Genomic DNA, 21,027 nt, shown 5'->3' on the forward strand with positions numbered 1-21,027 from the left:
GCTTGAAAGCGCCAGATTCACCTAAAAAAACATACACCAATAATAATCGCATCAAATGCGATGATGAATTCGCGTCGCTGAGGAGTGGGCTTCCATGAACGAAGACTTTTGGAAGGATAAGTACCCCGCCGGGATTGCTCCAGAGATCAATCCAGACGAGTATCCAAATATTCAGGCGGTACTGAAACAGTCCTGCCAGCGCTTCGCCAACAAACCGGCTTTCAGCAACCTGGGCAAGACAATCACTTACGGTGAGTTGTACGAATTGTCCGGCGCGTTCGCCGCGTACCTGCAACAACATACCGACTTGAAGCCTGGCGATCGCATCGCCGTGCAGTTGCCCAACGTCCTGCAATACCCGGTCGCCGTATTCGGTGCCATCCGGGCTGGCCTGATCGTGGTCAACACCAACCCGCTGTACACCGCGCGGGAAATGGAACACCAATTCAACGACTCCGGTGCCAAGGCCTTGGTCTGCCTGGCCAACATGGCGCACCTGGCAGAAAAAGTCGTGCCCAAGACCGCCGTCAAGCACGTGATCGTCACCGAAGTCGCCGACCTGTTGCCGCCGCTCAAGCGTTTGCTGATCAACAGCGTGATCAAGTACGTGAAGAAAATGGTCCCGGCCTATCACTTGCCCAACGCGATCAAGTTCAACGACGTGCTGGCCAAGGGGCATGGCCAGCCGGTCAGCGATGCCAGCCCGGCGAGCGGCGATGTCGCGGTGCTGCAATATACCGGCGGCACCACCGGCGTGGCCAAGGGCGCGATGCTCACCCACCGCAACCTCGTCGCCAACATGCTGCAATGCAAGGCGCTGATGGGCTCCAACCTCAATGAAGGCTGCGAGATCCTGATCACACCGTTGCCGCTGTACCACATCTATGCGTTCACCTTTCATTGCATGGCGATGATGCTGATCGGCAACCACAACATCCTGATCAGCAACCCGCGCGACCTGCCGGCGATGGTCAAGGAATTGTCGAAGTGGAAGTTCAGCGGCTTTGTCGGCCTGAACACGCTGTTCGTGGCGTTGTGCAACAACGAGGCGTTCCGCAAGCTGGATTTCTCTGCGCTGAAAGTCACCCTGTCGGGCGGCATGGCCCTGCAGTTGGCAGCCGCCGAGCGTTGGAAGGCCGTGACTGGCTGTGGCATCTGCGAAGGCTACGGCATGACCGAAACCAGCCCCGTGGCGACCGTGAACCCGATCCAGCATATCCAGGTCGGCACCATCGGCATTCCCGTGCCGTCCACCGTGTGCAAGGTCATCGCCGATGATGGCACCGAGTTGCCGCTGGGCGAAACCGGCGAGCTGTGCGTGAAGGGCCCGCAGGTGATGAAGGGCTACTGGCAGCGCCAGGACGCCACCGACGAGATGCTCGACAGCGAAGGCTGGCTGAAGACCGGCGACATCGCGATCATCCAGCCGGACGGCTACATGCGCATTGTCGACCGCAAGAAGGACATGATCCTGGTCTCGGGCTTCAACGTGTACCCCAATGAGCTTGAAGACGTGCTCGCCGGCCTGCCGGGCGTGCTGCAATGCGCGGCCATCGGTGTGCCAGACGAGAAGTCCGGTGAGATCATCAAGATCTTCATCGTGGTCAAGCCGGGCGCCACCTTGACCAAGGACCAGGTGATGGAGCATATGCGCGCCAACGTCACCGCCTACAAGGTGCCCAAGCTCGTGGAGTTCCGCGACGCCTTGCCGACCACCAATGTGGGCAAGATCTTGCGCCGTGAGTTGCGTGATGAAGAGCTGAAGAAGCTGGGCCTCAAGAAGTAACCCAATAAAAAACCCCGCGAATGCGGGGTTTTTTAATGCCGGCCGACTGGCTTGCCTTGAAATGCAATCCCATGTGGGAGCTGGCTTGCCTGCGATGGCGGTATATCAGTCACACCTTCAGAGGCTGACCCACCGCTATCGCAGGCAAGCCAGCTCCCACACAAGCCAATCTCCTACAGTTTTTTGAACCGGGTTTTTACAGGGCAAATTGCGCGAAGCTGATGCCCGCACCCGCCGGCCGCACATCCTTCAAGAACGAATCCTTGTCCGCGCTCAGCTCCAGGGTGATTTCCGGCTTGCGCTTGTTCGCATTACGCACCACCAAGCCTTCGATGTGCTCACGCAGGAACACGGTCGGCACCTTCAGGTGCAGCAACTGGTCGGTCTCGGCGTTGTGCATCAACAGGTGGATCCACTCGTACTGGCCCACGCCAATACGCACCACCGGCAGGTCGAACCACCAGATGTTGCGCTTGCTGTCCAGGTCGGTGAAGTGGCAGTTGTTGACGCCGAGTACGGCACCGCCCAGTTCGGTGTTTCTGCGGGCGATGGCCTGTGCTTTATTGAGTTTCATAACCTTCCTACGGGATCTGTTATTCAGCGTTTTAGCCTGAATGTGCCGGGCATTCTCGTGGGTTGGCCGCAAAACATAAAGCCAAACCTGCGCCTGGCGATGAAATGCCCCTCGAAAAATAATTGAAACTCTGCCGGACCGCGCCGGGTCAATCTCTAGGTAATGACCAAAACCCTTGATTGTTCTTCTGGAGAAATACCATGGGCAGCACAGCGGATAAGGCAAAAGGTTTGAAAGACGAAGCCATTGGCAACATCAAGCAAGGCATCGGCAAAGTCACCGGCAACGACAAACTGCGCGCTGAAGGCGTGGTACAGGAAAAGAAAGGCCAGGTCGAAAAAGCCATTGGCGACACCAAGGACGCCGTCAAGAAAGCCGTCAAATAGGCGGGTACTTGAGCAGCGAAAGCGGCCATCCACGGATGGCCGTTTTTATGTCACCGGATGCAGTTAAAGTTTCGAAATTGTTTCAAGGTCGCCAAATAAGCTACCTTGATGTAGAAAACGGCCCCTGAGTCGCCCTTGAACTCAACCTTTTTGCGGCGAAAGGAGACGCTATGATTTTTCCGGTCCTCAACGGCCTCAAGCTCCACAAAGTACTGGTGCGCACCGTCAAAGAGTTTGTCGATGACGAGATGTCCACCTACGCCTCGGCGTTGGCTTACCAGATGCTGTTTTCGCTGTTTCCCTTCCTGCTGTTCCTCATCGCCCTGATTGGTTTCCTGCACCTGCCCGACTTCTTCACCTGGCTGCGCTTGCAGTCGGAGCTGGTGTTGCCGCCCCAGGCCCTGGAGCAGGTCAACCCGGTGATCGACCAGTTGCAGCAATCCAAGGGCGGCCTGCTCTCGGTGGGTATCGTGATTGCCCTGTGGACTGCCTCGGCCGGCGTGCGCCTGATGATGAGCGCGATGAACGCCGCCTACGATGTGGTCGAAGGCCGGCCGATCTGGAAGCGCTTCCCGCTGTCGATCTTCTACACCGTCGGCATCGCCGGCATGCTGCTGGCCGCCGCGGCACTGATGGTGCTCGGCCCGCAAGTGATGGAGTGGCTAGCCGGGCAGATCGGCATGCAGGAGTTCGTGGTCACCCTGTGGACCATCCTGCGCTGGCCGCTGATCGTGATCCTGCTGATGTTCGCCGTGGCCCTCATGTACTACGTGATGCCCGACGTGAAACAGAAATTCCGCTTTATCACCCCCGGCTCCGTGTTGGCCGTGGTGGTGTGGATCGTCGCGTCCCTGGGCTTTGGCTATTACGTGAAAACCTTCGCCGACTACAACGCCATGTATGGCAGTATCGGTGCGATCATCGTGTTGCTGCTGTACTTCTATATTTCCGCCGCCGTGCTGTTGCTGGGGGCGGAGATGAATGCAGTGATCGAACACATGTCGGCCGAAGGCAAGGCGCCGGGAGCCAAGGATTTCGATGAGCCGCCGCAGGAAAAACAACACGTCTCGGGCCTCGGCCGGGACCACTCCAAGCCCACCACTGATGAAGTCTGATCGATGATCCGTGAAATCCTGAAAATGGGCGACGAGCGCCTGCTGCGCATCGCGCCACCGGTGCCCCCGGAAATGTTCGACAGCCCCGAGCTGTGGCAATTGATCGACGACATGTTCCAGACCATGGAACACGTCGGCGGTGTCGGCCTGGCCGCGCCGCAGATCGGCGTTGACCTGCAACTGGTGATCTTTGGTTTCGAGGCCAGCGAACGCTACCCGGACGCGCCGCCGGTGCCGCAGACCATCTTGATCAACCCGCTGATTACGCCGTTGAGTCCGGTGCTGGAAGAGAGTTATGAAGGTTGCCTGTCCGTGCCCGGTTTGCGCGGGGCGGTGGACCGTTACCAGCAGATTCGTTACGAGGGTTTTGACCCCAAGGGCGAGCCGATTGTGCGGATTGCCGAGGGTTTCCATGCGCGGGTGGTGCAGCATGAGTGCGATCACCTGATCGGGCGGTTGTACCCGTCGCGGATCACCGACTTCACTAAGTTCGGCTTTATCGAAGTGATGTTCCCCGACATGGACCCCACGGCCGACGACTGATTTCCAGATTCACTGGGATCAAAACTGTGGGAGCTGGCTTGCCTGCGATAGCGGTAGGTCAGCTAAACAAATATTGACTGGTAAACCGCTATCGCAGGCAAGCCAGCTCCCACATTGGGTCCGCGTTCAGTTCGGGTTATTTCGCAGGTTTCACGAACCGCAACGTCATCCGATCCGACTCGCCAATCGCCACATACCTGGCCTTGTCCTGCTCCCCCAGCCGCAACGTCGGTGGCAACGTCCACACCCCCGCCGGATAATCCTTGGTGTCCTTCGGGTTGGCGTTCACTTCGCTCTGCGCCGCCAGCTTGAATCCGGCATCGGTGGCCAGCTTCACCACCTGGGCTGTGGTCAGGTAACCCGTGTCCTTGATCGCCGCAAGATCCGCCCCGTCCTTGGCCCGGTGATCTTCCACGCCCAGCACACCACCCGGTTTCAACACGGCGTAAAACGCACTGAACGTGGCCGGCGCGGTGCCTGCCTCTACCCAGTTATGCACGTTGCGAAAGGTCAGCAGCGCGTCCGCCGAACCCGGCTGGCCAAACACCGGCGACTTGGGATCGAACTCGAGCACCTGTGCCTTGCCATACCGCGCGGGGTCCGCCGCAAACTTCTTCTTCAGGTTTTCTTCGGACGTTCGCGCGTAGGCACTGCTGCTCGCGGCCTGTACGGCGGCGATGTAGTGCCCGTGGTCGTTGAGCAACGGTGCCAGCAGTTCGCTGTACCAACCGCCGCCGGGGGTGATCTCGATTACCGTCTGTTTGCCGCCCAGGCCGAAAAACGCCAGGGTCTGCTGCGGGTGGCGATACCCGTCGCGGGCACTGTTGGCCGGGTCGCGCCAATTGCCGCCGAGCACGCTGGCGTACTGCTCGGCGCTGATGGGCGTGTCGGCGGCCTGGCTGAAGGTCGGGAGGAGGAGGGCGGTAAGGGACAGCGCTGCAAACGTCGTTTTCATGATCATCCGAAAAGTGGGCCACTGTGCCGCCGAGGCTAGCATGGGCCCTCTATCGGCCGATCACACATTATCCGAGGTTGACCTCACCAAACGTTCTAAGCCCATGGCGATCATCGGCTTGTTGCGCTTGTAGCGCACCAGCCGTTCGCTGAGGGATTGGGGCAGCAGCGTGTCCTGGGTAAAACCCATGCGCTGGTACAGCCCTTCCAGATCGGGGTGGCACAACAGCCACAGCGTGCCTTCACCCTCTGCGGCCGCCGCAAGAATCAACTGCGCCGCCAACCCTTGACCACGATACGCTGGGTCGACAAACACCCCAGTCAACCACTGCCCGCCCACGACGGGCGTCAGGCACAACCCGGCGACGATCTCTCCATCGCGCGCAACCCACAAGCTTCCACCCTTGAGCGCCTTCATCGACGAATTGTGGCTGCGATAAAACTTGTTCAGCAGTGGCCACAGGGGCTCTGCCAGCAGATCGATGGTCAACTCGGGCATGGTGTTCAGGAGGCGTGAGAAAGGGGGCGCGATTATAAGCGCCTTCTGCCGGGCAATAGGTGGTATACCCACTGTTACATTCACTGTCAGTGGAGCATGCATCATGGCCAAAGGTATGGATTCAAAGAAAGCCGCGAAGAAAAAACCGGCAAAGACCGCCGATGAAAAACGCGCCGACAAGAAAGCCAAGAAGTCCGAGAGCGGCTTGTTCGGCCATTGAGTTCCAAGCTTAGAACCAAATGATCTGCAAGATTTTCCCGCGTCACTGCACAGAGCAGGAAACACCTGCTCTGAGCTGACGATGGCCCACTACCTTGACCCGACCCACCGCCAGGAAATCCAAGCCCTGGCACAAAGCTTCACCGCCAAGACCGAATGGCCGACCTGGCTGCTGCTGATCGGCGTGTATGCCGGCTGGTTTGCCGTGGTCCTTGGCAGCCGTTGGCTAGGCTTGTGGCTGAGCACGCTGTTGCTGATCCCGCTGGTGACGCTGTGGTTGTCGGTGCAGCACGAACTGCTTCATGGCCATCCCACCCGCTCGCTGTTGCTTAACAAACTCCTCGGTTACGCCCCGTTCGCCGTCTGGTACCCCTACACCCTGTACCGCGACAGCCACCTGCTGCACCACAACGACGAAGACCTGACCCTGCCGGGCATCGACCCGGAAAGCCGCTACCTCAACCAACAGCAGTGGGCCAACAGCTCGCTGTTCGAACGCGGCCTGCATTGGTTGACCAAGACTGTACTCGGCCGCGTCCTCTTGGCTGCGCCGTTGGCGATAGCGCGGCTGGCACGTCACGAATGGCAGCGCCTGCCCCAGGCCTGGCCGATGTGGCTGACCCACGGCGCCATCACCCTCCTGATGCTGGGTTTCATCGCCCACTACAGCGCACTGTCGGTGTGGCATTACCTGCTGCTGGTCAGCGTGCCGGCGCTGTCCCTGGCGTCGATCCGTTCCTACTATGAACATCGCCCGCACCCGCAACCCGAGCAACGTACCGTGCTTAACGAAGCGGCCTGGCCATGGACGTGGCTGTTCCTCAACAACAACCTGCACCTGGTGCACCACGACTTGCCGAAGCTGCCCTGGTATTTTCTGCCCACGGTCTACCGCGCCCGCCGCGAGCAGTGGCTGGCGCGCAGCGGTGGTTTCCTGGTGCAGGGCTACGGGCAGTTGATCAGCCGGCACGGCCTCAAGGCCATCGACAGCCCGCGCCACCCTTTTGCGTGAGAGACGAGCATGAGTGAGCACTACGCCGAGCTGTTGATGTACGTGGCGCCCGAGCCAATCCAACAGGCCAACCAGCAGTGGTTGGCGCGTATCTTCGAACGGCTGGATCTCAACCGTCGCAACGCCGATCATCTGGACCTGCGCAACCTGTGGCTCGCCCCCGAACTGCTTGTGAGCCAAACCTGCGGCTATCCGCTGATGACCCAGCTGCGCGGCCAGGTCCGCGTTATTGGCCGTCCCCGCTATGAACTGGCCCACAGCAGCCAGGGTGAACATTGCAGCCTGCTGCTGACCCAGGCCGACAACCCGCGCACCGCCTTGGCCGATTTCTACAACAGCCGTGGCGTGATCAATGGCCACGACTCCAACAGCGGCATGAACCTGCTGCGTGAACGCCTTGCGTCGTTACAACGTGAAGGGCGTTTCTTCGCCAGTGTCGCCATCAGCGGCGCCCATCGCGAGAGCTTGCGCTGGCTGCGGGAAAACCGCGCCGACCTCGCCGCCATCGACAGCGTCACCTACGACTACCTCGCGCGCTTCGCCCCTGACGAAGTGGCAGGGCTGCGCGTTATCACCCGCAGCGCACCGAGCCCGACGTTGCCCTATATCGGCCCGCTGGGCTTGAGCGATGCGCAGGTCGCCAGGATTCGTGAGGCGATGAACCTGGCGTTGCAGGATTTGCCGCAGGTTGTAGAAAGCCTGGGTGTACGGGAAGTCCTGCCAGCCAGCGAAGACGACTACCAAGTGCTCCTGGACTACCAGCAGCAAGCCGCCGGTACGGGCTACCCAGTGCTCAAATGATCGTTCCCACGCTCCGCGTGGGAACGCCTCCTGTGACGCTCCGCGTCACGCGCCAAAGAGCAGACGCAGAGCGTCAGGGGCTGCATTCCCACGCAGAGCGTGTGAACGATAGGTTATATAAAAATACCTTTTAAATATTATTAAAGAATAAGCAGCCTTGCTAGGATCGCCCCACCGGAACACCGGACATAACGCGCAACCTACTCAGATGGAGCCACTATGTCCGGCGCCGACAGTTCTCACAGCGATTACGTGGGCGGATTGTTCCGTAGCCATTACGACTGGCTGTGCGGCCGCCTGCACCGCCACCTCGATTCCCGCGCCCACGCCGAAGACATTGCGGCCGACACGTTCGTCCAACTGCTGACGTCGCCGGACCGGCTGCCGATCCGCCAGCCCCGCGCCTTGCTCACCACCATCGCCCAGCGCTTGATGTACCAGCTGTGGCGCCGCCGTGACCTGGAGCGCGCCTACCTGGACGCCCTCGATCGCGACGAAACCTGCAGCGCACCGTCCCCCGAAGACCTCGCGCAAACGCTCGAAGCGCTGCAAGGGATTGACCAGTTGCTCGACCGCTTGCCGGCCAAGGTTAAAGCGACCTTCCTGCTGTCCCGGCTCAATGGCCTGACCTACCCGCAAATTGCCGCTGAATTGGGCATTTCCCAGCGTTCGGTGAGCGACTACATGGCCCGGGTCTTCACCCGCCAACGATCATCAACATGAGGTCCTGCATGAAAAGACTGAAAAACCTGCTCGGTGGCTCGCTGCTCGCACTGACGCTATCGGCCCCGCCGACATACGCCGCCACACCGATCCACTTCGGCGACACCACGTGGGAAAGCGGTAGCCTGATCACCGAAGTCCTGCGCCTGATCGTCGAAAAAGGCTACGGCCTGCCCACCGATACCTTACCCGGTAGCACCGTGAGCCTCGAAGCTGCCCTGGCCAAGGACGATATCCAGGTGATCGGCGAAGAATGGGCCGGGCGCAGTCCGGCGTGGGTCAAGGCCGAAAGCGAAGGTAAGGTGTTCGGCCTCGGGGACACGGTCAAAGGCGCCACCGAAGGCTGGTGGGTGCCGGAATACGTGATCAAGGGCGACGCGGCGCGCGGCATCAAGCCTCTGGCGCCGGACCTCAAGTCGGTGGCCGACCTGGCGCGCTACAAGGACGTGTTCCGCGACCCCGAAGACCCGAGCCGTGGGCGCTTCCTCAACAGCCCCACCGGCTGGACCTCGGAAATCGTCAACAGCCAGAAGATCAAGGCGTACGGCCTGACCGACAGCTTCGTCAACTTCCGCACCGGCTCCGGCGCGGCGCTGGATGCGGAAGTGGCCTCGTCGATCCGGCGCGGCAAGCCGGTGTTGTTCTACTACTGGTCGCCGACGCCGCTGCTGGGGCGCTTCAAGCTGATCAAGCTGGAAGAGCCGGCGTTCAACGCCGACGCCTGGAAGACCCTGGCCGACGCGAAACACCCCAACCCCATCGGCACCCGCTCAATGCCGGCACAGCTGGCGATCGGTGTGTCGGCGCCGTTCAAGGCGCAGTACCCGCAGCTGGTGAGTGTCTTTGAAAAGGTCGACCTGCCGATTGATCTGCTCAACGGCATCCTCGCGGACATGAGCGAGAAACGCACACCGCCGCGCCAGGTGGCCTTGGCGTTCCTCAAGGAGCAACCGCAGGTGTGGCAGCAGTGGGTGCCGGCGGAGGTGGCGGCCAAGGTCAACGCCGCGCTCTGAGTTGAAACCCACAAAACTCAACAGTGGGTGAAGGCTTATGTGGGAGCGGGCTTGCCCGCGATTGCGGTACATCAGTGACAGATCAGTCGGCTGACAGGACGCCATCGCGGGCAAGCCCGCTCTCACAGTGGTTGGTGGTGTGGCTTCTTATTGGCTCTCGGCAGCCAAGGCCGCAATCACTGCTGGCCGCTGCCCGACCCGTTGTTGAAACGCCACCAGCGCCGGCCATGCGCCCAGGTCAATAGCGTGGAAAGCCGCCCAGCGCAGCACCACGAACAAGTACGCATCCGCCACCGAATACTGCGCACCCAGCAGATAATCCTGGCCTTCCAACGTCTGCTCCAAAACCGCCAACCGCTTGAACAGCGTGGCCTGGAACATCGCCCGCACTTCGCCCTGGATCGCAGCGTTGAAGAATACCGCCAGCCCGCCGTGAATCTCGGTGGCAATAAAATTCAACCATTCCTGCAAGCGCACGCGCGCCCAGCTGCCATTGGCCGGGGCCAGGCTGGCGGCGGGTTTGAGGTCGGCCAGGTATTGCAGGATCGCGCTGGCTTCGGTCAGGACCTCGCCGTTATCCAGTTGCAGCGCCGCTACATAGCCCTTGGGGTTGATCTGTAGGAAATCTTCGCCATCGGCCGTGGTTTTCGCTTGGTTATCCACCCGTACCAGCTCGAACGGCAGCGCCAATTCCCGCAGGACGATATGCGGTGCCAGGGAACAGGCGTGTGGGAAGTAATACAGTTTCATCGAAGGCAACTCCATGGGATTTGCGCCAGTCTCATGGCCATGGCACCGTGCGTAAAATTAAACCTTCAGCGCCCTGCCATAAGGACAGCTACTGCCATGATGAACCTGATGCACTGGCGCTTGCTGGTGGCCGTTGCCGACCACGGCAGCATCACCGCCGCCGCCGAGCGCGTGGGCATGACCCAGTCCGCCGCCAGCCAGGCCATGGCTGGCATGGAGGCCACCCTGGGGGCGCAGCTGTTTACCCGCGCGCCGCGCAAGACCTTGCCCACCGCGTTGGGGTTGAGTGTGATCGAGCAGGCGCGGGTGATGCTCGGCGCCTTGCAGGCCATTCGCAACACCGTGGACGACGCCAAGCCCACTTTGCGTGGGACGATTCGCATCGCGAGTTTTCCCATGGTATTGGCGACGTTTCTGACACCCCTGTTGCAGCGTTTCGCCCAGCTTTATCCCGGTATCGAGGTCACCACCCTGGATGTGACGGACAACGAAGTACACACCTTGCTCAACGCCGACCTGATCGACCTGGGCGTCGTGCTCAACCCCAGGCCCGAGCAAAACGCCACGGTGCTGGGCCGTGATTTCTGGATGGCGGTGCTGCCGGCCGGTCACCCTCTGGCGCAACGCCCGGCGGATGCCACGGTGACGTTGGCGGAACTGCTCGACCAACCTTTTGTGCTCGCCACCGGTGGCTGCACCGCCAACGCCCGCAGCCTCGGTGTGGCAGCCGGGCTGACCCTGCGGGATATCCGCGTCGAGGTGCGCGAATGGAACAGTGCCTACAGCCTGGTGCGCGAAGGTGTCGGCGTGACACTGGTGCCGGAAATGGCCTTGCCGGCCCAGCGCAATGGCCTGCGTGTGATGCCGTTGACGGTGCCACTGCATCGGGAATTCGCCTTGGTCGGCTCGCCAAGTCGATCACCGTCCGTCGCCACCCGTGCATTGTTAAAAATGCTGGGTGACTAGTGACCTTGCATAGCGCCAAGCCCTGTCTATGCTCACCCAGAACCGTGATGACGCTTGGCATATAAAGCGATTCGGATGGTTGTTCCCCATGAAAGGTTTGCCAGCAGTATCCAACTGATGAATGGAATGCGCCGACCGGCGCCGGGAATCAAGGGTGATCTGACCATGTTCAACCGCCATCACAAATCCGACCTGCAAGAAATCGAACGTTTCTCCTGCGCCCTAACCGAAGCCAACGCCAAACTCGCCGCCATCAGCCGTTCCATGGCAATGATCGAGTTTGATCGCAATGGCGTGATCCTCGATGCCAACGACAACTTCTGCAAAACCATGGGCTACAGCGCCGAGGAGATTCGCGGCAAACATCATCGGATCTTTTGCGAGGAGGCCTACACCCACAGCGAGCCCTACGCCAAGCTCTGGCGCGACCTGGCGCGGGGCGAGGCCATCAGCGGCACCTTTATGCGCCTGAACAAGCGCGGCCAGGAAGTGTGGCTTGAAGCCAGCTACATGCCGGTGCTGGACAGCGACAAGCAGGTGCAGAGCGTGATCAAGGTGGCGTCGGATATTTCCGCGCGGGTTCACCATGAACACGAAAACCAAAGCCTGATCGACGCCATCGGTCGCTCCATGGCAGTGATCGAGTTCACCCCGCAGGGGCAGATCCTCAACGCCAACGAGAATTTCCTACGCACCGTGCAGTACTCGTTGGACGAAATCATCGGCCAGCACCACAGCATGTTCTGCCATCGCAGCGAGGTCGACTCACCGGCCTACAAGGCGTTCTGGGCTTCTCTTAACCGCGGCGAATACCATTCCCACCGGTTTGAGCGCCGCAACAAACACGGTAAGACGCTGTTTCTGGAAGCGTCCTACAACCCGATCTTTGACACCAATGGCCGCCTGTACAAAGTGGTGAAGTTCGCCAGCGACATCACCGACCAGGTCACCACTCTGCGCAATGCTGCCGATTCGGCCCACGCCACCTCGGTACAAAACGACGCCTGCGCACGCAAAGGCTCGGAGGTGGTGCAACAAACCGTGCAGATCATCGAAGAAATTTCCCACGACCTGAACCAGGCGGCGCAAAGCATCGACGCGGTGAGCAAGCAGTCGGACATCATCGGGGCCATTGTGCAAACCATCCGCAGCATCGCCGAGCAAACCAATATGCTCGCGCTCAACGCGGCCATCGAAGCGGCGCGCGCCGGTGAGCATGGGCGCGGGTTTGCGGTGGTGGCTGACGAGGTGCGCAGCCTGGCGGCGAGGACCAGCCAGGCGACGGTGGAGATTGTCGATGTGGTGCGCAAGAACCACGACCTGTCGCTGAGCGCGGTGTCGAGCATGCAGTCGAGCTTGAGCCGCACGGGGCTCGGGGTGGAGCTGGCGAATGAGGCGGGGCAGGTGATCCTGGAAATTCAGGAAGGGTCGAAGCATGTGGTGGATGCGATCAGTCAGTTCAACTCGACCCTGCAACTACAGTAACCCGATCAATGTGAGGTTTGGCTTGTGTGGGAGCTGGCTTGCCTGCGATGCAGACACCTCGGTACATCAGGTAGACCGAGGTGATGCCATCGCAGGCAAGCCAGCTCCCACATAGGCCAGCTTTCACATTTTAATCGGCGGCGGTTGCTTAGATCGCCGCCAGAGTCGCTTTCACAGCCTGCGCCGGGTCAGTGGCCTTCGCGACAACCTGCTGCTCTTGCTGCTGCTTCACGCGCTCCGCCACTTGCTTGCTGATCGCGTCCTGTTTTTCCTGGGACATGCCCTGCACATCCGCCTCGGTCAAGCCTTGTTCCTTGAGCAATTGCTCACGGATGCGCTCGGCCGGGGATTTGCTCATGTAGTCGGTGAATTCCGCACGGGCCGAAGACGTGGCGTTGACCGCTGGCACATCCGTGGTGCTGGCTTGCAATTGCACGCGGGTCTTGGCGAAGGCTTCGTCGATGCGGTCGGCGGCCTTATCCAGTTCCTTCTGCGCGGCCGGCACGGTCACGCTTTGCTGCGCCGCTTGCAGGGCACCGCTGTACAGCGCGCTGGCGGCGGCGTTGGCCGGGTCCATGTCGGAGCGCTTGAGCTGCTGCACGGTGGTCACGGCTTGGGTGTTGTTGTTAACCAGCATGATCGGTCACCTGGGGAAATGTCTGTGTGCCACAGATGGAGCAAATAGCGTGCCGGGTGTGAAACCCCCCGTTTTCATTGGGGATGGCGCGGTGCTTGCGGCAACGGTTGGCCTGTCGGCGGCCAACCGTTGCCGTGGGTGTCTCAGTAGGTGATCGGGATTTCAAAGGTCTGGAACGCATCATCCTGCGGCTGGTAACCCAACACCCGCGTGGTTTCACTCAAATCCAGGCGTTTGAAGCGGTTGTTGGAGATGCCATGGGCGATCAGGTGCTTCACTCCCTCGGCTTCCACCGAGCGTTGCAGCAACTGCACCGCATCGCGCGGGCTGAGCCAGGCGCTGAGGTCGCGGGCGTTGTTGAGGTCGTGGGTTTCGACGAACTCGAAAGCGCCGATGCGCAGGGCAATCGTCGACAGCGGGGTTTTCGCCGCGTAGTAGGCGCACAGTGCCTCGCCGTAGCATTTGCTCACGCCATACAGGTTGGCGGGCATCACCGGCATGCCGGGAACGATCTGGCGGTCCACCGGGTAACCCTCGATGGTCTGTGCGCTGCTGGCGAAGACCAGGCGCTTGACCCCGGCGGCCACGGCGGCTTCGAACAGGTAGGTGGTGGCAAGGATATTGTTCGGCAGCAATTCGTCGAACGAAGCGCTGGCGTGGGGGATGCCCGACAGGTGCACGATCACATCGATGCCATCGAGCAGCGCTGCCAGGCTGTCTTTGTCGCTGAGGTCGGCGTGCACGAAGCGGTGTTCGCCGAGGGCGAAATCCGGCGCGATGCGGTCGGTGAGGGTGAAGCGGTAGCGGTCTTTCGAGGCGTCGAAAAACGTCTTGCCGATTCTGCCGCAGGCGCCGGTGAGCAGTACGTTGAGTCCTTTCACGGTGTTGTCCTTGTTTTTTTAGTTATGGCCGTCGAGGGCGAAGGCCTGGAAACCTGGGCGCTGGCTGAGGCGCTGGTAGTACGCCTCGACTGCGGGGTAGGGCGGGTGGTCCAGCGGGGCGTTGCGCCAGCGGTGTACCGAGAGGCCGATGAGGATGTCGGCCAGGGTAAATTCATTGCCGGCGACAAAGGCACCCGTCTTGATCAACTGTTGTTCGAGCAGGCCCATCTTGCTGTTCCAGGCTTGCACGCCAGCCTGGATGCGCTGCGGGTCCTGGTAGTCGGGGTTCTGGCGCACCAGCGCGTGAAAGGCGTAGCCCCAGGACGGATTGAGCTCGGTGGCTTGCCAGTCCATCCATTGCTCGACGCGGGCCCGTGGCGCGGGTTCGGCGGGCAACAGGTCATGGCGCTCGTAGAGACCGACGAGGTAACGGCAGATGGTGTTGGATTCCCACAGCACGCCGTGATCGTCGATCAGCACCGGCACCTGGGCGTTGGGGTTCAGGGCGAGGAATTCGGGGGATTGGGTGGGGGTGTAGCCGATGCCCCAGTCTTCACGGTGGTAGTCGATACCGAGTTCCTGGCAGGTCCACAGCACTTTTCGCACGTTGATGGAGGACGTGCGGCCCAAGATTTTCAGAGAGTGTCCCATGGTGCTTTCCTTGCGGTGGAGAGCAGCCAATCTAGCAGGGGGCGCAAGCTACGGCGATATTTCCAAGTGGAAAATATGCGCTTTTGTGGCGAGGGAGCTTGCTCCCGCTGGGCTGCGTAGCGGCCCCAAGATTTTGGGAGCGCTTCGCACTCCAGCGGGAGCAAGCTCCCTCGCCACAAAAAGCCAGCTCCCACATTTTGATTGTGTTCGGCTTTAGAGGGTCAGGTGCTTTCGCGTACTTGCAACTCGAAGCCCATATCCACCACCGGCTTGGCCACTTTATTGCCCGCCATGATCGTCAACAGATGTTCCGCCGAGCGCCGCCCGATCGCCTCGCGCGGCGTGCTGATGCTGCTCAGGCGCGGCACCATGAACGACGAGGCGGGCAGGTCGTTGAAACCCAGCACCGCCACGCGCTCCGGCACGTTGATGCCGTGGCGCAGGGCTTCAAGCAAGGCGCCCTGGGCCAGGTCGTCGTTGCCGAAGAAGATCGCATCCACATCGGGATGGGCGGCCAGCATCTGCAAGAACAGTTCGCCACCCAGGCCTACGGAGGAGGGGCGCGGCGTCAGCAATTCCAGCGCCGGGTCGTACATACCCGCCTGTTGCAGCGCACGGCGGAAACCTTCGCCACGCAGCAAGGTGCGCTGGTCCAGTTGCGCACCTATATAAGCCAGGCGCTTGCGCCCACGGGACAGCAGGTGCGCCGCCGCCGTTTCACCCGCCGCCAGCTGCGAGAAACCCACGCAGTTCACGCCGGCATTCGGGTCCAGGTCCATCATGTACACACACGGCACATTACTGGCCTCGACCATTCGTCGGGCGCTCTCGGTCCGGTCAAACCCCGTCAGCAACAAACCCCGTGGCTGGTAGGCCATGTAGTTGCGCAGCAGGTTTTCTTCTTCGTCGCGCGAATAGTGGGAGTTGCCGATCAGCACTTCAAAACCCTTGGGCCGCAGCACTTGGTGGATGGCTTCGAGGGTTTCGATAAACAGCAGGTTGGACAATGACGGCACGATCACCACCACCGAATGGCTCTGGGCCGAGGCCAGGGCGCGGGCGGCGGGGTTGACCACGTAGTTCAGCTCACTGGCGGCCTTTTGCACTTTTTCCACCAGTTCGGTGGCCACGGTGCTGATGCCGCGCAAGGCGCGGGAGGCGGTAATCGGGCTGACGCCGGCGAGGCGGGCGACTTCGTTAAGGGTCGGGCGACCCGTGGTGCGCAATTTTTTATCGTTCTTGGAGGTCATCAGGCGGCTTGCCAAACAAAAATCGAGGCACTAAGGTAGCGCTGTCTCCAAAAGGCTGCAAATTCTTGAATTTCGGGTTGCCTGATCCGGGTTCAAACGCTTGGAGCGGATGCACGCGTCACTCCATAAAAAAAGACAAGACGGCGCGGGAAAAGCCTGTTTTTGCACTAGCCTTACAGCGTGCAAAGGTAGCGCTATCTGCGTCCTGAGGTGTTTCATGAGTCAACCTGTTACTGCCCTGGTCATCATGGGTGTTGCTGGCTGTGGCAAGACCAGCGTCAGCGAGGCCGTGTGCCGTCTGAACGGCGCCACTGCCATTGAAGGCGACAGCTTTCACCCTGCCGCGAACATCGAAAAGATGAGCGCCGGCCACCCCCTCAACGACGACGACCGTGCCGGCTGGCTCGACATCCTCTGCGATGAATTGCGCCGTTCGCTGAAAGCCGGTGAACACCCGGTGCTCACCTGTTCCGCCCTCAAGAAAAAATACCGCGACCACCTGCGCGAAGCCGCGCCGGGCCTGGGTTTCGTGTTTCTGGAGCTGAGCCGTGAAGTGGCGTCCGACCGCGTGTCCCATCGCCCCGGCCATTTCATGCCGGCAAGCCTCATTGACAGCCAATTCGCCACCCTTGAATCGCCCGTGGGCGAGCCGCTGACCCTGGCCCTCAACGCCAGCGTAGACAGTGTCGAGGCGTTGGCCGAGCAGACCCATGCCTGGTGGCTGCAACACGGCTTCGAACCTTCCAAGTGATTTTTTGCCGGAAAAGATAGCGCTATCCCCCGGCAGGAAATTCAACACCCGCTTTAATAACAACAACAAACAGGAGAGACCCCCCATGTTTGGCATGTCCCACGAGTCTTACCTACTGCTTGATGCAGTGGTCACTATCATCGGGTTGATCGTTCTGATCACCAAGTTCAAGGTGCACCCGTTCATTGCACTGATCATCGCGGCCGGCTTCCTCGGCCTGACCTCGGGCATGCCCGTGGACAAGATCATCAAGGCGTTCCAGGACGGCTTCGGCGGCGTGCTCGGCTTTGTCGGCATCATCCTCGCGCTGGGTACGATGCTCGGCAAGATGATGGCCGAATCCGGCGGCGCCGATCAGATCGCGCAGACCCTGATCCGCGCCTTCGGCAAGGAAAAGGTCCAGTGGGCCATGATGTTCGCCGCGTTCCTGGTGGGCATCCCGCTGTTCTTCGAGATCGGTTTTGTGTTGCTGATCCCGCTGGTCTTCATCGTCGCGCGCCGCACCGGCGTGTCGCTGATCAAGATCGGCATCCCGCTGCTCGCCGGCCTGTCGGCAGTGCACGGCCTGGTGCCACCGCACCCGGGCCCGCTGCTGGCCATCGGCGTGTTTGGCGCGGACATCGGCAAGACCATCCTGTACGGCCTGATCGTCGCGCTGCCGACGGCCATCATCGCCGGCCCGATCTTCGGTACGTTCATCGCCAAGTACATCCCGGGCAACCCGTCCCAGGAACTGGTGGACCAACTGGCCCGCGAGTCGGAACACAAGAACCTGCCGAGCTTCAGCATCACCCTGATCACCGTGTTGCTGCCGGTGTTCCTGATGCTGCTGAAAACCTTCGCGGACATCGGCTTGCCTGACGGCCACATCGTGCGCAACTGGATGGACATGATCGGTCACCCGATCTCCGCGCTGTTGCTGGCGTTGCTGCTGTCGCTGTACACCTTCGGCCATCGCCAGGGCATCCACTCCAAGCAGATCCTCAAACTGCTCGACGCCAGCCTTGCGCCGACCGCCGCGATCATCCTGATCATCGGTGCCGGTGGTGGCTTCAAGCAGATGCTGGTGACCAGCGGCGTGGGCGACGTGATCGGCCATATGGCGGTGAACGCGCAGATCAACCCGATCCTGCTGGCGTGGCTGGTGGCGGCGGTGATTCGCGTGGCGACCGGTTCGGCGACTGTGGCGACCATTACTGGCGCAGGCATCGTGGTGCCGGTGGTGGGGATGATTCCGGGCGTCAACCGTGAGCTGCTGGTGTTGGCGACGGGGGCGGGCTCGTTGATCTTGTCGCACGTCAACGATGCGGGGTTCTGGCTGGTGAAGCAGTACTTCAACATGACCGTGGCGGAAACGTTCAAGACGTGGACGGCGATGGAGACGATTCTGTCCGTCGTGGCGCTGATCTTCATCATGCTGTTGTCGCTGGTGGTGTAAGCCACACCACAAAACCCCATGTGGGAACCCAATCAAAATGTGGGAGCTGGCTTGCCAGCTCCCACATTGATTGGGTTTCTACAGGTGGATTGGGTCAGGCCTTGGTAACCAGGCCATCCGCCCTGAACATCCCCCGAATCCCTCGCACCGCCTGCCGAATCCGGTCCTGGTTCTCGATCAGCGCAAAGCGCACATGATCATCGCCATACTCGCCAAAGCCGATCCCCGGTGATACGCACACCTTGGCTTCCAGCAGCAGCTTCTTGGCAAACTCCAGCGAACCCATTTCGGCATACGCCTCGGGAATCTTCGCCCAGACGTACATCGACGCCTTCGGATTCTCCACCATCCAACCCAACTCATGCAGGCCCTTGACCAGCACGTTGCGGCGTTGGCGATACTGTTCGGCGATGTCTTTCACGCACTGCTGATCGCCTTCCAATGCGGCGATGGCTGCCACTTGCAGCGGGGTGAACGTGCCGTAGTCGTGGTAGCTCTTGATACGCGCCAGGGCGTTGACCAGTTCCGGGTTGCCCACCATGAAACCGATGCGCCAGCCGGCCATGTTGTAGCTCTTGGACAGGGTGAAAAACTCCACCGCAATGTCTTTGGCGCCCGGCACCTGCATGATCGACGGGGCTTTCCAGCCGTCGTAGACGATGTCGGCGTAGGCCAGGTCGTGGATCACCAATACGTCGTACTGCTTGGCCAGCGCGATCACGCGCTCGAAGAAGTCCAGCTCCACACACTGCGCGGTGGGGTTGGACGGGAAGCCGAGGATCATCATCTTCGGCTTGGGGATCGAGCCGCGAATCGCCCGTTCCAGCTCGGCGAAGAAATCCACGCCAGGGATCAGCGGCACCGAACGCACCTGGGCGCCGGCAATCACGGCACCGTAGATGTGAATCGGGTAGCTCGGGTTGGGCACCAGCACGGTGTCGCCCTGGTCCAGGGTGGCCAGCATCAAGTGCGCCAGGCCTTCCTTGGAACCGATGGTGACGATGGCTTCCGACTCGGGGTCGATGTCCACTTCATAGCGGTCTTTGTACCAGCGCGAAATCGCCCGGCGCAGACGCGGAATGCCTTTGGAGGTGGAGTAGCCGTGGGTATCTTCACGCTGGGCCACTTGCACAAGTTTTTCGACAATGTGCGGCGGCGTGGGGCCGTCAGGGTTGCCCATGCTCAAGTCGATGATGTCTTCGCCGCGCCGACGCGCAGCCATCTTCAGCTCGGCCGTGATATTGAAAACGTAAGGGGGGAGTCGATCTATGCGCGCAAAGCGGCGCGGCGAACCTTGGTCTGCCATTGTTGCCTCGAGGTACGTAAGCGCCCGGAACCGTCCGAGCGACGTCGGCCACTGCGGTGGCCTGCGGGCAGACAATACGGGCGATGATGGCCAGTTGTCCAGATGCGTAGGAAAATTTTCTGCTTGGAGTACAGCGCGGATATGCCCCTATACTCGATGCGGGTTTGTTCCCTATAAGAAGGAGACTGTTCCAATGGATCAGCAGACAAAACAACCGTTAGAGCCACGCATGGAAGCCGGTAAAGCCCTGGTGATTGCCGGGGTGCAAGGGCGTTATTCGAAGGCCACCGTGGGTGATATTCCCAAGCTGTGGGAGTTGTTCGACACCTGCATCAAGGACATCAAGAAGCGTGTCGGCGGTGTGACGTATGGGGTGTGCCATAACCCCAATCATGGCGAGTTCGATTACATGGCCGGGGTGGAAGTGCCGAGCAAAAGCGATGTGCCGAGCAATTTTGAAGTCATCGAAATTCCACCGCTCAACTATGCGGTGTTCCCGCACTACGGGCCGGTGCAGGCGCTTGAGCAAACGTACGAACGCATCATGTTCGAGTGGTTGCCGCACTCCGGCTACAAAGTCATGGGGGCGGACTTCGAGCGCTACAGCGCCGATTTTGATGTGCGCAAGGGCACCGGCACGGTGGAAATCTGGCTGCCGGTGGGCGAACGCGGCTGAAACGTCAGCCACTGTCACGTAAACACGACATGTCCCCTTGAATGTCGTGTTTACGTGACATCAGCGTTGTGGATCAAACACCCACCTCAACCTGCGCTCATACCCAATCCGTCCCTTGTACGCTTCGCCGCCGTCGACCCAACCGGCCGCCAGATACAGCCCCATCGCCGCCACATTGTCTGCGTCCACCGACAACTCAAGCCCCTTGATCTGCGGCCACGCCAACCGCGCCGCATCCGGCAGCGCCTGCAAACACGCCTTGCCAAACCCCCGGCCTTGTTGCCCGCGATCCACCTGGAATGCATGCAGCGTAGCGCTGTGCTCATCGGCCCAATGGGGCAGGCAGGGCGGCCGTTTGAGCAGCAGGAAGGCCACGGGCTGGTTATCGGCGAGCAGGGCGAAGCCTTTGATAGCATCGGGATGGGGATTGACCAGCAGGCTGTTCAGCGCGCAATAGATATCGCCGGAAAACGCCAGTTGTTCGGGGTGCACTTGCAGGGTGTCGAGCTGCTGTTTTTGCTCAAGGCTCAGCGTCTCATAGGGGACGAGGCGGGTTTCCATCGGGGCGGCATCCCAAATACTACAGAGAGCCGGCGATTCTAGCGGGTTTG

22 protein-coding genes and 2 pseudogenes are annotated in these 21,027 nt (G+C 60.8%); 14 read left to right on the plus strand and 10 right to left on the minus strand.

Translation table 11 applies throughout. From position 1 onward, the window contains the following. Positions 1-94 precede the first annotated feature (94 nt). Positions 95-1,786 (plus strand): long-chain-fatty-acid--CoA ligase FadD1, encoded by a 1,692-nt coding sequence (gene fadD1, locus ACU688_RS01410; protein WP_448183398.1) that lies wholly within the window; start codon positions 95-97, stop codon positions 1,784-1,786. 196 nt (positions 1,787-1,982) lie between these two features. On the opposite strand, the gene ACU688_RS01415 is transcribed toward fadD1, so the two are convergent. Further along, the gene (locus ACU688_RS01415; protein ID WP_448183399.1) at positions 1,983-2,360 is read right to left on the minus strand and encodes a hypothetical protein; all 378 of its coding nucleotides are present in this window, start codon (positions 2,358-2,360) and stop codon (positions 1,983-1,985) included. 200 nt (positions 2,361-2,560) lie between these two features. Between ACU688_RS01415 and ACU688_RS01420 the strand changes: the two genes are divergently transcribed. The 3 genes from ACU688_RS01420 (at position 2,561) to def (ending at position 4,404) form a co-directional block, all read left to right on the plus strand. Then, positions 2,561-2,746, plus strand: coding sequence for a CsbD family protein (locus ACU688_RS01420; protein WP_448183400.1), 186 nt, complete (start codon positions 2,561-2,563; stop codon positions 2,744-2,746). Positions 2,747-2,916: 170 nt separating this feature from the next. After that, positions 2,917-3,861 carry a YihY/virulence factor BrkB family protein gene (locus tag ACU688_RS01425; RefSeq protein ID WP_124524870.1) on the plus strand — a complete coding sequence of 315 codons (945 nt, stop codon included), beginning with the start codon at positions 2,917-2,919 and terminating at the stop codon, positions 3,859-3,861. 3 nt (positions 3,862-3,864) lie between these two features. Beyond that, complete coding sequence (def, locus tag ACU688_RS01430; RefSeq protein ID WP_448183401.1) at positions 3,865-4,404, plus strand: peptide deformylase; 540 nt, start codon at positions 3,865-3,867, stop codon at positions 4,402-4,404. Between the two features lie 136 nt (positions 4,405-4,540). Here def and ACU688_RS01435 read toward each other — a convergent pair whose 3' ends face one another. Together ACU688_RS01435 and ACU688_RS01440 are read right to left on the minus strand one after the other, a co-directional pair. After that, positions 4,541-5,359 carry a class I SAM-dependent methyltransferase gene (locus tag ACU688_RS01435; protein ID WP_448183402.1) on the minus strand — a complete coding sequence of 273 codons (819 nt, stop codon included), beginning with the start codon at positions 5,357-5,359 and terminating at the stop codon, positions 4,541-4,543. Positions 5,360-5,419: 60 nt separating this feature from the next. Further along, positions 5,420-5,857, minus strand: a complete 438-nt coding sequence (locus ACU688_RS01440; RefSeq protein ID WP_448183403.1) for a GNAT family N-acetyltransferase — start codon at positions 5,855-5,857, stop codon at positions 5,420-5,422. A gap of 301 nt (positions 5,858-6,158) precedes the next feature. Between ACU688_RS01440 and ACU688_RS01445 the strand changes: the two genes are divergently transcribed. From ACU688_RS01445 to ACU688_RS01460, 4 genes are all read left to right on the plus strand, one after another. After that, on the plus strand, positions 6,159-7,088 hold the full coding sequence (locus ACU688_RS01445; RefSeq protein WP_448183404.1) for a fatty acid desaturase: 930 nt from the start codon (positions 6,159-6,161) through the stop codon (positions 7,086-7,088). 9 nt (positions 7,089-7,097) lie between these two features. Continuing rightward, positions 7,098-7,889: a phosphate/phosphite/phosphonate ABC transporter substrate-binding protein gene (locus tag ACU688_RS01450; RefSeq protein ID WP_448183405.1), complete on the plus strand. Its 792-nt coding sequence runs from the start codon at positions 7,098-7,100 to the stop codon at positions 7,887-7,889. A gap of 219 nt (positions 7,890-8,108) precedes the next feature. Beyond that, entirely contained in the window at positions 8,109-8,612 is a 504-nt protein-coding gene (locus ACU688_RS01455) for a sigma-70 family RNA polymerase sigma factor (protein ID WP_448183406.1), read from the plus strand. Positions 8,613-8,620: 8 nt separating this feature from the next. Continuing rightward, entirely contained in the window at positions 8,621-9,625 is a 1,005-nt protein-coding gene (locus ACU688_RS01460; RefSeq protein WP_448183407.1) for an ABC transporter substrate-binding protein, read from the plus strand. Between the two features lie 147 nt (positions 9,626-9,772). Here ACU688_RS01460 and gstA read toward each other — a convergent pair whose 3' ends face one another. Further along, a complete protein-coding gene (gene gstA, locus ACU688_RS01465) occupies positions 9,773-10,375 on the minus strand; it encodes a glutathione transferase GstA (protein ID WP_448183408.1) in 603 nt (200 codons plus the stop codon). Positions 10,376-10,471: 96 nt separating this feature from the next. Here gstA and ACU688_RS01470 point away from each other — a divergent pair, with 96 nt between their 5' ends. The 3 genes and pseudogenes from ACU688_RS01470 to ACU688_RS01480 form a co-directional block, all read left to right on the plus strand. Continuing rightward, a complete protein-coding gene (locus ACU688_RS01470) occupies positions 10,472-11,341 on the plus strand; it encodes a LysR family transcriptional regulator (protein ID WP_448183409.1) in 870 nt (289 codons plus the stop codon). Between the two features lie 270 nt (positions 11,342-11,611). Then, positions 11,612-12,235, plus strand: a pseudogene (locus tag ACU688_RS01475) (PAS domain-containing protein); the annotation flags it as partial. A gap of 177 nt (positions 12,236-12,412) precedes the next feature. Further along, positions 12,413-12,826, plus strand: a pseudogene (locus tag ACU688_RS01480) (methyl-accepting chemotaxis protein); the annotation flags it as partial. 148 nt (positions 12,827-12,974) lie between these two features. Here the strand turns inward: ACU688_RS01480 and ACU688_RS01485 are convergent. The 4 genes from ACU688_RS01485 to gntR all read right to left on the minus strand — a co-directional run bounded on the left by ACU688_RS01485 (position 12,975) and on the right by gntR (position 16,248). Continuing rightward, positions 12,975-13,463 (minus strand): hypothetical protein, encoded by a 489-nt coding sequence (locus tag ACU688_RS01485; RefSeq protein WP_124524857.1) that lies wholly within the window; start codon positions 13,461-13,463, stop codon positions 12,975-12,977. Positions 13,464-13,606: 143 nt separating this feature from the next. Further along, the gene (locus ACU688_RS01490) at positions 13,607-14,344 is read right to left on the minus strand and encodes an NAD-dependent epimerase/dehydratase family protein (RefSeq protein ID WP_448183410.1); all 738 of its coding nucleotides are present in this window, start codon (positions 14,342-14,344) and stop codon (positions 13,607-13,609) included. An 18-nt stretch (positions 14,345-14,362) separates the two neighbouring features. After that, positions 14,363-14,995, minus strand: coding sequence for a glutathione S-transferase family protein (locus ACU688_RS01495; RefSeq protein ID WP_448183411.1), 633 nt, complete (start codon positions 14,993-14,995; stop codon positions 14,363-14,365). A gap of 221 nt (positions 14,996-15,216) precedes the next feature. Further along, a complete protein-coding gene (gntR, locus tag ACU688_RS01500; RefSeq protein WP_448184014.1) occupies positions 15,217-16,248 on the minus strand; it encodes an HTH-type transcriptional regulator GntR in 1,032 nt (343 codons plus the stop codon). A 214-nt stretch (positions 16,249-16,462) separates the two neighbouring features. On the opposite strand from gntR, the gene ACU688_RS01505 reads away from it, so the two are divergent. Both ACU688_RS01505 and ACU688_RS01510 read left to right on the plus strand, forming a co-directional pair. Beyond that, positions 16,463-16,996, plus strand: a complete 534-nt coding sequence (locus ACU688_RS01505) for a gluconokinase (RefSeq protein WP_026137052.1) — start codon at positions 16,463-16,465, stop codon at positions 16,994-16,996. Positions 16,997-17,081: 85 nt separating this feature from the next. After that, the gene (locus tag ACU688_RS01510) at positions 17,082-18,434 is read left to right on the plus strand and encodes a GntP family permease (RefSeq protein WP_017738791.1); all 1,353 of its coding nucleotides are present in this window, start codon (positions 17,082-17,084) and stop codon (positions 18,432-18,434) included. Between the two features lie 94 nt (positions 18,435-18,528). On the opposite strand, the gene alaC is transcribed toward ACU688_RS01510, so the two are convergent. Beyond that, positions 18,529-19,740: an alanine transaminase gene (gene alaC / locus ACU688_RS01515; protein ID WP_226456204.1), complete on the minus strand. Its 1,212-nt coding sequence runs from the start codon at positions 19,738-19,740 to the stop codon at positions 18,529-18,531. Positions 19,741-19,933: 193 nt separating this feature from the next. On the opposite strand from alaC, the gene ACU688_RS01520 reads away from it, so the two are divergent. Further along, positions 19,934-20,416 carry a GyrI-like domain-containing protein gene (locus tag ACU688_RS01520; protein ID WP_448183412.1) on the plus strand — a complete coding sequence of 161 codons (483 nt, stop codon included), beginning with the start codon at positions 19,934-19,936 and terminating at the stop codon, positions 20,414-20,416. A gap of 60 nt (positions 20,417-20,476) precedes the next feature. Here the strand turns inward: ACU688_RS01520 and ACU688_RS01525 are convergent, their stop codons facing one another. After that, positions 20,477-20,977, minus strand: a complete 501-nt coding sequence (locus ACU688_RS01525) for a GNAT family N-acetyltransferase (protein WP_448183413.1) — start codon at positions 20,975-20,977, stop codon at positions 20,477-20,479. Positions 20,978-21,027: the final 50 nt, after the last annotated feature.

The organism is Pseudomonas acericola (SeqCode), assembly GCF_053456465.1.